Annotated in this window: 13 protein-coding genes; 9 read left to right on the forward strand and 4 right to left on the reverse strand. The window is 72.9% G+C overall.

Annotated features, from left to right (window positions below; genetic code table 11):
- Positions 1–82 precede the first annotated feature (82 nt).
- Positions 83–814, reverse strand: coding sequence for an SDR family oxidoreductase (locus AC0I8G_RS24500; RefSeq protein ID WP_471732278.1), 732 nt, complete (start codon positions 812–814; stop codon positions 83–85).
- A 72-nt stretch (positions 815–886) separates the two neighbouring features.
- On the opposite strand from AC0I8G_RS24500, the gene AC0I8G_RS24505 reads away from it, so the two are divergent.
- The 4 genes from AC0I8G_RS24505 to AC0I8G_RS24520 all read left to right on the forward strand — a co-directional run bounded on the left by AC0I8G_RS24505 (position 887) and on the right by AC0I8G_RS24520 (position 3,336).
- Positions 887–1,228 carry a DUF3099 domain-containing protein gene (locus tag AC0I8G_RS24505; protein ID WP_380256466.1) on the forward strand — a complete coding sequence of 114 codons (342 nt, stop codon included), beginning with the start codon at positions 887–889 and terminating at the stop codon, positions 1,226–1,228.
- A gap of 130 nt (positions 1,229–1,358) precedes the next feature.
- The gene (locus tag AC0I8G_RS24510) at positions 1,359–1,571 is read left to right on the forward strand and encodes a hypothetical protein (protein ID WP_328296013.1); all 213 of its coding nucleotides are present in this window, start codon (positions 1,359–1,361) and stop codon (positions 1,569–1,571) included.
- Positions 1,568–2,485 carry an SURF1 family cytochrome oxidase biogenesis protein gene (locus AC0I8G_RS24515; RefSeq protein WP_471732279.1) on the forward strand — a complete coding sequence of 306 codons (918 nt, stop codon included), beginning with the start codon at positions 1,568–1,570 and terminating at the stop codon, positions 2,483–2,485. The genes AC0I8G_RS24510 and AC0I8G_RS24515 overlap by 4 nt, the downstream gene beginning before the upstream one ends.
- Before the next feature lie 98 nt (positions 2,486–2,583).
- Positions 2,584–3,336: an SDR family oxidoreductase gene (locus AC0I8G_RS24520; protein ID WP_471732280.1), complete on the forward strand. Its 753-nt coding sequence runs from the start codon at positions 2,584–2,586 to the stop codon at positions 3,334–3,336.
- A gap of 30 nt (positions 3,337–3,366) precedes the next feature.
- On the opposite strand, the gene AC0I8G_RS24525 is transcribed toward AC0I8G_RS24520, so the two are convergent.
- Positions 3,367–3,585 carry a helix-turn-helix domain-containing protein gene (locus AC0I8G_RS24525; RefSeq protein WP_380256458.1) on the reverse strand — a complete coding sequence of 73 codons (219 nt, stop codon included), beginning with the start codon at positions 3,583–3,585 and terminating at the stop codon, positions 3,367–3,369.
- 144 nt (positions 3,586–3,729) lie between these two features.
- Here AC0I8G_RS24525 and AC0I8G_RS24530 point away from each other — a divergent pair, with 144 nt between their 5' ends.
- On the forward strand, positions 3,730–4,290 hold the full coding sequence (locus tag AC0I8G_RS24530) for an AAA family ATPase (protein WP_471732281.1): 561 nt from the start codon (positions 3,730–3,732) through the stop codon (positions 4,288–4,290).
- 288 nt (positions 4,291–4,578) lie between these two features.
- On the opposite strand, the gene AC0I8G_RS24535 is transcribed toward AC0I8G_RS24530, so the two are convergent.
- Complete coding sequence (locus tag AC0I8G_RS24535; protein ID WP_328296008.1) at positions 4,579–6,177, reverse strand: ABC-F family ATP-binding cassette domain-containing protein; 1,599 nt, start codon at positions 6,175–6,177, stop codon at positions 4,579–4,581.
- A gap of 90 nt (positions 6,178–6,267) precedes the next feature.
- On the opposite strand from AC0I8G_RS24535, the gene AC0I8G_RS24540 reads away from it, so the two are divergent.
- From AC0I8G_RS24540 to AC0I8G_RS24555, 4 genes are all read left to right on the forward strand, one after another.
- Positions 6,268–6,879 (forward strand): biotin transporter BioY, encoded by a 612-nt coding sequence (locus tag AC0I8G_RS24540; protein ID WP_471732282.1) that lies wholly within the window; start codon positions 6,268–6,270, stop codon positions 6,877–6,879.
- A 13-nt stretch (positions 6,880–6,892) separates the two neighbouring features.
- Positions 6,893–7,585, forward strand: coding sequence for an energy-coupling factor ABC transporter ATP-binding protein (locus tag AC0I8G_RS24545; RefSeq protein WP_471732283.1), 693 nt, complete (start codon positions 6,893–6,895; stop codon positions 7,583–7,585).
- Entirely contained in the window at positions 7,582–8,226 is a 645-nt protein-coding gene (locus AC0I8G_RS24550) for a CbiQ family ECF transporter T component (RefSeq protein WP_471732284.1), read from the forward strand. Before AC0I8G_RS24545 ends, AC0I8G_RS24550 begins: the two co-directional genes overlap by 4 nt.
- Before the next feature lie 139 nt (positions 8,227–8,365).
- On the forward strand, positions 8,366–9,949 hold the full coding sequence (locus AC0I8G_RS24555) for a methyl-accepting chemotaxis protein (RefSeq protein ID WP_471732285.1): 1,584 nt from the start codon (positions 8,366–8,368) through the stop codon (positions 9,947–9,949).
- A 19-nt stretch (positions 9,950–9,968) separates the two neighbouring features.
- On the opposite strand, the gene AC0I8G_RS24560 is transcribed toward AC0I8G_RS24555, so the two are convergent.
- The gene (locus AC0I8G_RS24560; protein ID WP_471732293.1) at positions 9,969–10,865 is read right to left on the reverse strand and encodes a patatin-like phospholipase family protein; all 897 of its coding nucleotides are present in this window, start codon (positions 10,863–10,865) and stop codon (positions 9,969–9,971) included.
- Between the last annotated feature and the right edge of the window lie 66 nt (positions 10,866–10,931).

The raw sequence follows: 10,931 nt of genomic DNA on the forward strand, positions 1-10,931 counted from the left end.
GGCCAGGCCGAGGATGACCACGATCATCACGACGCCGTAGAGGGCCAGGCGCCGGCCCCCGGAGGGTTTCGGGTCCGCCACCTCAGTGCCCCATCCCGAGGCCGCCGTCGACGGGCAGCACGGCCCCGTTGACGTAGCCGGCGTCGGCGAGGAACAACGCGGCCTGCGCGATCTCGGCGACGTCACCGAAGCGGCCGGCGGGGATGCTGCCCTTGTACTGGGTGGCGGTCGCCTCGGGCAGGGCACGGGTCATGTCGGTGTCGATGAACCCGGGCGCGATGACGTTGGCGGTGATGCCGCGGCTGCCCAGCTCGCGGGCGATGGAGCGGGCCAGGCCGATGAGACCGGACTTGGACGCCGCGTAGTTGGTCTGGCCCGGGGAGCCGTAGAGGCCCACGACGCTGGACATGAAGATCAGGCGTCCCTTCTTGGCCCGCACCATCCCGCGCACCGCACGGCGCGCCACCCGCCAGGCCCCCGCGAGGTTGGCGTCGAGGACGGAGTCGAACTCCTCGTCGCTCATGCGCATGAGGAGCTGGTCGCGGGTGGTGCCGGCGTTGGCCACCAAGACCTCGACGGCGCCGTGCTCGGCCTCCACGGCGGCGAAGGCCGCGTCGAGGGAGGCGGGGTCGGTCACGTCGGCGCGGACCCCGAACAACCCTGCGGGCGGCTCCCCGGAGCGGTACGTGATCGCCACCCGGTCACCGGCGGCCGCGAAGGCCTGGGCGACGGCGAGGCCGATGCCACGGTTCCCGCCGGTCACGAGGACGCTGCGGGGAGTTCGTTCGCCGGTGGGGGCAGTGAGCTGCGACACGATGGGCGAAAATAACGCATCCGGCTGTGAACTGGGCGGGTGGGGGTCGTCGGGCAGGCATAGCGTGAACGTGTGCAGGAGCAGGAACCGAGCTACCAGATCACCGCCGCCCCGACGTCCCAGACCGACGACATGGGGGTGCGGTACCGCAAGTACGTCATCTCGATGATCATCCGCACGCTCTGCTTCCTGTGCTTCGCGTTCATCGACCACCCCATCCGCTGGGCCTTCGTCGGTGGCGCGCTCGTGCTGCCCTACATCGCCGTGGTGCTCGCGAACGCCGGCCGGGAGTCCCGCGGGCCCGCCCCGGACTCCTTCGACATCACCGCGCCGGCCCCGCGGCCCCCGGAGCAGCTCCCGGCGATCGAGGCCACGATCACGTCCGTGCGCTCCCCCCGGGACGACGTCCGCTGACATCCGGCGTTCACGCAGGGTTGGACGGGACGTCGCTCGGTGCGAGACTGCTGACGTGGAACCTGGTGCACAGCCCGGTACGACTCATGGCGATGCCTCGCCGCACTACTCCCCTCCGACCGTGGTCTCGATGCACGAGCCGCCCTCGGACCCCGTCTGCAGCGCTCGGGGGTGCACCCACCACGCCGACTTCGGCCTGCTGTGGAACAACCCGAGCCTGCACACCCCCGAACGCCGCAAGACGTGGCTGGCCTGTGCCGAGCACCGCGACCACCTGTCGGAGTTCCTCGGGGCGAGGGGCTTCCTGCGCGAGGTTCTCGAAGTGGCACAGTTGCGGGCGTGAGCGTTCTGCGACTGCTGCGTGAACCACGGTGGCTGCGTGGACTGGCGGTCGCCGTCCTGATCGCGTTCGTCTGCCTCCTCCTGGGTCGCTGGCAGTGGCACCGCCGTGAGGAACGTCTGGCCGCGAACGCGCCCCTGGTCCAGAACTACGACGCACGACCCGTCGACGTCACCCGGGTGCTGCCCGCGGGCTCCGAGCTGGCCACGGCCGACGTGTGGACGCCGGTGCGGGTCACCGGCACCTACGACGTGGCCGACACCCTGCTGGTGCGCAACCGGCCGCGCGACGACACCGCCGGCTACGAGGTGCTCGTGCCGCTGGTGCTCGGCGACGGCACCGCCCTGGTCGTGGACCGCGGCTGGCTGGCGGCCGGCGACGACACCGACCGTCCGGACACGCTGCCCGCCCCGGCGCAGGGCGAGGTCACCGTCGTGGCGCGCCTGCGCCAGTGGGAGGAGGCCAAGCGCGGGACCGTCCCGGCCGGCCAGGTCGGCTCCATCGGACGTGCGCAGGTCGCGGCGGCCGTGCCGGGGCTGAGACTGCTCGACGGGTACGCCGTGCTCGCCTCCGAGGACCCGTCCGCGGCCACCGCCCCCGCTCCGGCGCTGCGTCCCGACGTCGACGAGGGGCCGCACCTGGCCTACACGGTGCAGTGGTTCGGGTTCGCCCTGACGGCGCTGGTCGTCTGGGTCGTCGCGGGCCGGCGGGAGCTGGACCTGCGGGCCGGCGAGACCGGCGAGTCCGAAGAGGCCAGGGAGACCACGGAGACCACGGAGGGTGAACGGGTCGAGGAGACCGTCGAGGCGGTCGAGGCGGCTCCCGCGCCACGCCGGGGTGCCCGGCGCGCGGTGCGGTCCGGGGTGGACGAGCAGGCCGAGGATGCCGAACTGGACGCCGCTGACCAGCGGTTCTAGAAGATCCCGGGTGTCTGCGGACCAACTGAGATTCGCCCGTTCGGGGGCAAACGATCATGCTGCGTGTACCAACGGCCACTCTGCGCAACAATGGACCCATGGACCTGGGCCTGAGTGACCGCGTGTACATCGTCTCCGGTGCGTCCACCGGGCTCGGGCTCTCCTGCGCCAGGGTGCTCGCCGACGAAGGTGCACTCCTCGTGCTGCACGCGGGAGACGAGGACGAACTGCGCACGGTGATGCCCAGCATCGGCGATCCGTCCCGTCTGCTGCCCGTCCCGGGCGACATCTCCGACCCCGGCACCGAGACCCGTCTCGTCGCCGCGGCCCACGCCCGGTTCGGGCGCCTGGACGGCGCGGTCATCTCCTGCGGGGCTCCGCCCACCTCCACCGTCCTGGAGGCCTCCGACGGGGCGTGGCGCGAGGCGTTCGAGTCGAGCCTGCTCGGCCCGCTGCGCCTGGCCCGCTCGGTCGGCAAGGCCGCGACCGGGGAGGGTGCCTCGATGGTGCTGCTGCTCTCCAGCACCGTCCGCACGCCCGTCATGGACGCCGGCGTGGCGAACGGGCTGCGTCCGGGCCTGGCGATGGCCGCGAAGGCCCTGGCCGACGAACTCGGCCCGCGCGGGGTGCGGATCAACAACCTGCTCGCCGGGCACGTCGACGCCAGCTCTCCGCTGGAGTTCGAGGACTCCGCCGAACTGGCCCCCGACGTGCTGGAGGACATCCCGCTGCGCCGGGCCGGACTCCCCGACGAGTTCGCCCGCGCCGCGGTGTTCCTGCTCTCCCCCGCGGCGTCCTACATCACGGGAGCATCGCTCACCGTGGACGGGGGAACCGACCGCTCGCTGTGAACGGTCGGCCCCCCGCTCGGCAGCGGCCTCTCAGCCCTGCCGGGTCTTGCCGCGCGTGGCCCCGCCACGACTGCGCAGGGTCACCTCGTTCTCGCTGAGCAACCGGTGCACGAAGCCGTAGGAACGACCTGTCTCCTCGGCGAGTGCGCGGATGCTCTTCCCCTCGGCGTAACCCTTGGACAGCTCGCCGGCGAGCTGCTCCCGTTCGGAACCGCTCAACCGGGTTCCCCGCTTGATCGTTTCGGTCATCCCGACCTCTCCTCAACGTCGTCGCAGACCCCAGGACCCCCTCCATGGTCACCACCAGCAGCGGTTCCGGCCACTCGAACGGGGAGATCACTGCTCCTTCCGTGATCTTCGGACCCCCACTCCGACCTGCACAAACGTTTCATCGTGGGAGGGTCGACCCGCCAGACCGGCGTGGTGACGCGGACGGGGAGGTGCGGGACCTCGGAAACCCGGCTGATCGTGGTCCGGGGGAACTCCGGCAGCGGGAAGTCGACGCTGGCCGCCGCGCTCCGGGCGGCGCGTCCCCGCGGCGTCGCGGTCCTGGGTCAGGACGTCCTGCGGCGTCAGGTGCTGCACGTCGAGGACCGGCCGGGCGCGTTGTCCGTCGGGCTCCTGGACCTCACGGCGCGCTTCGCCCTGGACCACGGACTCCACGTGGTCGTCGAGGGGATCCTCCACGAGGAGATCCACGGCAACGTGCTGCGCGGCCTGGTCGCCGAGCACGCCGGGACGAGTCGCTGCTACCGCTACGAGGTCCCCTTCGAGGAGACGCTGCGTCGGCACGCGACGAAGGGGGACGTGGCGCACGAGTTCGGAGAGGCCGAGATGCGTTCCTGGTGGCGGGACCGGGACCCGCTCACGGGAGTCGACGAGCGCACCCTCGACGCGGCGTGCACGGCGCAGCAGGCCCTGGCCACGGTCCTCCACGACTGCGGCTGGGGCTGACGGCCCCCGTGGGGAGGGACGTGATCGAGACGGTGCAGCTGCACGAAGGCGCCCGGTCGAGGACGGCGTCGCGCATCCGTCCGGGCGCCCGGCCCGTGGTGATCGTGCACGGCGGCCCGGGACGCTGGGACCACCTGGCTCCGGTCGCCGAGCTGGTCGGGATCTCGGGTTGCTGCCCCGCGCGGGACTGCGCCTCCTGGAAGGCGCCGGCCACCACCCGTGGGTGGAGCGCACCGAGGAGTTCACCGCCGTGGTGCAGGACTTCCTCGAGCCACCTCGACCTCGACCTCAGGCCAGCGAGACGAGCTCCTGGTAGCCCGCGTTCCACAGGTCCTCCACCCCGTCGGGCAGCAGCACCACCCGCTCGGGGCCGAGCGCCTCGACGGCGCCCTCGTCGTGGGTGACGAGCACGACGGCACCCTCGTAGTGCTTGAGCGCGTCGAGGATCTCGGCGCGCGAGGCCGGGTCGAGGTTGTTCGTCGGTTCGTCCAGCAGCAGCACGTTGGCGCTGGAGACGACGAGGGTGGCCAGGGCCAGGCGGGTCTTCTCCCCGCCGGAGAGCACGCCCGCCGGCTTGTCGACGTCGTCGCCGGAGAAGAGGAACGAGCCGAGGACGGTGCGGACCCGGGTGTCGTCGAGGTCCGGGGAGGCGGAGCGCATGTTCTCCAGCACGGAGCGGTTGACGTCGAGCGTCTCGTGCTCCTGGGCGTAGTACCCGATCTTGACGCCGTGGCCGCCGATGATCTCGCCGGTGTCGGGCTGCTCGACCCCGCCGAGCATCCGCAGGAGCGTGGTCTTCCCGGCGCCGTTGAGCCCCAGGATGACGACGCGCGAGCCGCGGTCGATGGCCAGGTCGACGCCCATGAAGATCTCCAGCGAGCCGTAGGACTTCGACAGCCCTTCCGCCATCAGCGGGGTCTTGCCGCAGGGGGCGGGCTTGGGGAAGCGCAGCTTGGCGACCTTGTCCTGGACGCGGACCTCCTCGAGGCTGCCCAGCAGCCGCTCGGCGCGCTTGGCCATGTTCTGCGCCGCCACGGCCTTCGTCGCCTTGGCTCCCATCTTGGCGGCCTGCAGCAGCAGCGTCCCGGCCTTCTTCTCGGCGTTGGCGCGTTCGCGGATGCGGCGCTTCTCGTCGGTCTCGCGCTGCTTGAGGTAGTTCTTCCAGCCGACGTTGTAGAGGTCGATGGTGGCGCGGTTGGCGTCGAGGTGGAACACCCGGTTGACGACGACCTCGAGCAGTTCGACGTCGTGGCTGATGACGATGAGCCCACCGGCGTAGTTCTTGAGGTGGTCGCGCAGCCAGGCGATGGAGTCGGCGTCGAGGTGGTTGGTCGGTTCGTCCAGCAGCAGCGTCTCGCTGGCGGAGAACAGGATGCGGGCGAGCTCGACGCGGCGGCGCTGACCCCCGGAGAGCGTCTTCAGCTGCTGCTCGAGGATGCGTTCGGGCAGGTTGAGGTTCGCGCAGATCCGGGCGGCCTCGCTCTCGGCGGTGTAGCCGCCGAGGGCCACGAAGCGGGCGTCCAGCTTGGTGTAGCGGTCCATGGCCTTGTCGCGGACCTTGTCGTCCTCGCTGGCCATGTCGACCTCGGCCTTGCGCAGCTTGGCGATGACGTCGTCGAGGCCGCGGGCGGCCAGGATGCGGTCGCGGGCCAGCATCTCGGGGTCGCCGGCACGCGGGTCCTGGGGCAGGTACCCGATCTCCCCGGAGCGGGTCACGGTGCCCGAGGCGGGCTGTCCCTCCCCGGCGAGGACCTTGGTCAGGGTCGTCTTCCCGGCGCCGTTGCGGCCCACCAGTCCGATGCGGTCGCCGGCGGCGACACGGAAGTTCACGCCCTCCATGAGGAGACGGGCCCCTGCACGCAGTTCGATGTCGGACGCGACGATCACGAGGGCAGCTCTCAAGGGTTTCGAACGACGGGGGTCGAGGACGATTCTACGGCCCTCGGTACCGGTGCACCGTCCGCTAGGTTTCGGCCCGTGACCTCGCCCACCCGCCGGCGCCCGGCGACCGCCCCCGACGCCGGTCTGCGCCGTCCCGTCGAACCCTCCCGGGACCTGGCCCTCGTCGCCGTCTTCGCCGCCCTGGTGTGCGCGCTGGCCCTCACCCCGGGCATCCCGATCGGGCTGCTGGCCATCCCGATCACGCTGCAGACGTTGGGGATCATGCTCTGCGGTGCCCTGCTCGGCCCGTGGCGCGGGGCGGCGGCCGCGGCGCTGTACCTCGTGATCGGGGCGGCCGGTGTCCCGGTCTTCGCCAACGGGGGCGCCGGGCTCGGCGTGTTCGCGGGGGCGAGCGCCGGGTTCCTGCTCTCCTACCCCTTCGCCGCCTTCGTCACCGGGCTGATCACCCGCGCGGGTGTGCGCCGCGGGCGCACCGTCCTCGGGCTGGTCGCCGGGACGGTGGTGGGCGGGCTGCTCGTCGTCTACGCCTTCGGCATCCCCGGGATGGCCTGGGGCGGCGGCCTGACCTGGGCGAAGGCTGCTGCGCTCTGCCTCGGCTACGTGCCCGCCGACCTCGTCAAGGTCGTCCTCGCCGTGCTCGTCGCGGCCCCGGTGCACCGCGCCTTCCCCCGCCTGACCGCCCGCTGAGGTCGCACGTCCCGTGATCCGCCTGGCGGGGGTGAGTGTGGAGGCCGGTGAACGGACCGTGCTGCACCACCTCGACCTCGAGATCGACCCGGCGAGCAGCCCGATGACGGCGCTGATCGGGCCCAACGGTTCCGGGAAGTCCACGCTGCTGCGGCTGCTGGACGGTCTCGTCCTGGCCAACGCCGGTCGGATCACCGTCGAGGGCCTCGACCCCGAACGCGAGCTGAAGGCGCTGCGGCGGCGGGTCGGTTTCGTCTTCACCGACCCCGACGCGCAACTCGTCATGCCGACGGCGGTCGAGGACGTGGCCCTGTCGCTGCGCCGCACGGAGGTCCCCCGCCGTCACCACGACGCCCGGGCCCGGGAACTGCTGGCCGCCGCGGGGCTGGGCGCCCTGGCCGACCGGTCGGTGCGGGAGGCCTCCAGCGGGCAGCGACAGTTGCTGGCGTTGACCTCCGTGCTGGCGACCGGTCCGCGGGTGCTGCTCTGCGACGAGCCGACGACCCTGCTGGACCTGCGCACCGCCCGTCGGGTCGGCGACGTCCTGCGGGACCCGCCGGCCCCCGTCGCCCAGGTCGTCGTCGCCACCCACGACCTGGACCTCGCCGGCCGCGCCGACCGGGTGCTGTGGATCGAGGACGGCCGGGTGCGGGGCGACGGGGGTCCCGCCGAGGTCGTCGCCGCCTACCGCCGGGCCGCCGGGTGAGGCGCGGCCTGCTCGGGGTGCCGCCGCTGCTGGGGGTGGTGGAACCGGGTGACTCCTGGCTGCACCGGGCCGCTCCGGGGGCCAAGCTGGCCGTCCTGCTCGTCCTGGGCACGGTGGTCGGGGTGGTGCGGCTGGTGGCCCCGGACGTGGTCGCCGCCACGGTCCCGGTCGGTCTCGGCGTGCTGGTCGTCGTCCTCGCCCGCGGTGGCGGGCTGCGGGTGCGGCTGCTGCTCGTGCAGGTGCGCCGGGTGTGGGTGCTGCTCCTCGCGCTGGCGGTGGTGCAGCTGTGGAGCGCGGGGCCGCTGCGCGCGGTCGCCACCGTCGCGGGTCTGCTCGCGTGCCTGTGGGCGGCGACGGTCGTGACCGCCACGACGCCCGTCCCGGCGGTGCTGGACACCGTCGTGCGGGCCGCCACACCACTGCGCCGCTTCGGGGTGGACCCCGACCGGCTGGCGCTCGGGCTGACCCTGACGATCACCAGCATCCCCGTCGTCGGTCGCCTGCTCGCGGAGTCGCGCGAGGCCGCCGCCGCCCGCGGACTCGGTGGCGACCCGCGGGCGCTGCTCGTGCCGACGCTGGTCCGCACGGTCGCGCACGCCGAGGCGCTGGGTGAGGCGCTGGCCGCCCGGGGGCTCGACTGACCCCACGAGGACCGGTCACCGTTGGGCCGACCGGGTGGTCACGGTGTTGTGGGGCTCAGGACCGAGGGTGACGACTGCCGACAAGTGGTGGAGAGCCTGCGGACTCCTCCGGCGGGACCCATGAGCGGAGAGTTGTGGCATGTCGCGTCTGCGGGACCTGAGGGTCGCCTCGAAGCTGTTCGCCGGCTTCACCGTCGTGGTGGTCCTGATCGTCACCGTCGGGGCCGTCGGGTTCCTCGGCCTGCGCTCGGCCCAGCACCGGCTCGAGGACATGTACTCCAACAGCGTGGTCTCGGTCAGCACCCTGCAGCAGGTGCAGACCGACTTCGTGCAGAGCCTGAAGAGCCTCGACGACCTCGTCATCGCCTCCGACGACACGCACACCACGGCGGCGGTCGGTGACCTGCGGGCCGCCGACACCGCCCTGGACACCGACTGGAAGGCCTACCTGGCCTCCGACCCGGTGCAGACCCCGGCGCAGCTCGACGCCTTCGAGACGGCCCTCGCCCAGTACCTCACGGCGCGCGGGGGCCTGGAGGAGATCGCCCAGTCGTTCGACTCCAGCGCCTTCAGCGGTCGGTTCGACGCGACGGTGAAGCCCCTGGAGGCCTCCCTGGAGCAGCAGCTGCGGGAGATGGACGACCGCGAGCTCGCCGCGGCGAAGGCCTCCCGGGAAGCCGGGGCCGCGGCCTACGCCCGCGCCGCCGTCCTCATGGTCGCGACCATCGCCGTCGCCGCTCTGGCCTCGCTGGTCATGGCCACCGTGATCGCCCGCAGCATCGCCCGTCCCCTGCACCGGGTCGTCGCGGTCGTGCGTGGCCTCGCCGAGGGGCACCTCGACGAGCGCGTCGGCCTCACCAGCAAAGACGAGATCGGCGTCATGGCTCAGGCCCTCGACGCCTCCACCGAGCGTCTCGGCTCGGTCATGGCCCAGATCGTCGCGAACTCCTCCACGTTGGCCGCCTCCGCCGAGGAACTCACCACCGTCGCCACCCAGATGTCCGCCGGCGCCGAGGAGAGCTCGCACCAGAGCCAGGTCGTCTCCGCGGCCACCGAGCAGATCTCCGCGAACATCGGGACCGTCGCCGCCGCCGGCGAGGAGATGACGGCCGCGATCCGCGAGATCTCCGCCTCCACCGCCGACGCCAGCCAGGTCGCCGGCACCGCCGTCGTCGCCGCCCAGGCCGCGGACGAGACCCTCACCCGCCTCGCGGTCTCCAGCCGTGAGATCGGCGAGGTCGTCAAGCTCATCACCTCCATCGCCGGGCAGACGAACCTGCTGGCCCTGAACGCCACCATCGAGGCGGCCCGCGCCGGGGAGATGGGCAAGGGGTTCGCCGTGGTCGCCGACGAGGTCAAGGAACTCGCGCAGCAGACGGCCCGCGCGACCGAGGAGATCGTCGCCAAGGTCGGTTCGACGCAGGCCGACGCGACCGCCGCCGGGGCCGCGATCGCGGAGATCTCCGAGGTCATCGCCCGCATCGACGCGCTGCAGTCGACCATCGCGGCGGCCGTCGAGGAGCAGTCCGCCACGACGTCGGAGATGGTCCGCAACGTCACCGAGGTCTCCGCCGGCGCCGGCGAGATCTCCGCCAACATGTCCGGGATCGCCCAGGGCGCCGTGGAGTCCGCGAACTCCGCCGGGCACACCGCGACGACCAGCCAGGACGTCTCCCGGGTCGCGAGCGACCTGCAGAGCCTCGTCTCGACCTTCCGCTTCTGAGACTCCCGGGCCCGCGGGCTCAGCAGGTCCCGCGCTGCGCCCAGGAGGCACCGAGGCGGTGGGCGAGATCGCGGCCCCGTGCGGCACCGGCCCGCGCGGCGGCCGGGCGCAGCGAGAGGTCCATCGCGTTCGCGCCGAAGAGGTGCTCGTGCTCGGCGTCGGGGACGACCGTCTCGACGTGGCTCCCGCCCGCCTCGAGCTCCTCGACCTGGGCCGCGAGCTGCATCCTCCAGGCCGGCGGGTACAGGGTCCTGCCGCCGAGCGGCGAGAGCACGAGGACCCGGTCGTACCCGGCGGCGAGGTCGGCGTTCTCGTTGCGGCGGTAGCCGCCGTCGAGGTAGCGGTCCTCCCCGATCCGGTACGGGAGACGGCTGGAACAACTGGCCGCGACGGCGTCGACGAGGTCCGCCCCGGAGTTCCGGTCGAAGGTGAACCCGTCGCCGGTGCGGGCGTCGAGCGCGGTGAGCAGGAGTCTGCGCTGCGGCCAGTCCGGGCGGGGCAACCGGGCCGCTACGGTGTCGCGCCACTGCATCGACCAGGAGGCGTCGGAGTCCGTCGCCAACGCCGCGGCCCCGAGCTGGCGACGCATGTCCGCCGCGTCCTGCGACCCGGCGATGAGGTCACGGAGGCGCTGCAGGTGGTCGCTCACCGGGCGGCCCGTTCCGCCTCCGGTCCGGGTGGGCGGTGGGACGAGCGCGGCGGCCAGCAGTTCCCTGGAGGTCGCCCCGGCCAGCTGTGCCGCGACCGTGGCCCCGGCCGAGGTGCCGACCGTCAGGTCGGCGTCGCTGACGTCGAGACCCGCCTCGAGCAGCCCCGCCACGACGCCGATCAGCCAGGCGTTGCCGGTCGAGCCGCCACCCCCGAGGACGAGGGCGGTGGTCGGGGCGGGGCTGCTCGAGGCGGGTCTCGACGTCAGCGACGCCGACCTGACGGGCGGCACCTCGGCCGGGGCCACGGTCGCGGCACAGCTGGCCGGGGCGAC

This window comes from Kineococcus sp. AC630, assembly GCF_979255925.1.

Excerpts from the sequence above, each read along its gene's own strand:
- AC0I8G_RS24510 (WP_328296013.1), top strand. The coding sequence starts at position 1,359 with ATGCACGAGCCGCCCTCGGACCCCGTCTGCAGCGCTCGGGGGTGCACC.
- AC0I8G_RS24520 (WP_471732280.1), top strand. The coding sequence starts at position 2,584 with ATGGACCTGGGCCTGAGTGACCGCGTGTACATCGTCTCCGGTGCGTCC.
- AC0I8G_RS24525 (WP_380256458.1), bottom strand. The coding sequence starts at position 3,585 with ATGACCGAAACGATCAAGCGGGGAACCCGGTTGAGCGGTTCCGAACGG.
- AC0I8G_RS24555 (WP_471732285.1), top strand. The coding sequence starts at position 8,366 with ATGTCGCGTCTGCGGGACCTGAGGGTCGCCTCGAAGCTGTTCGCCGGC.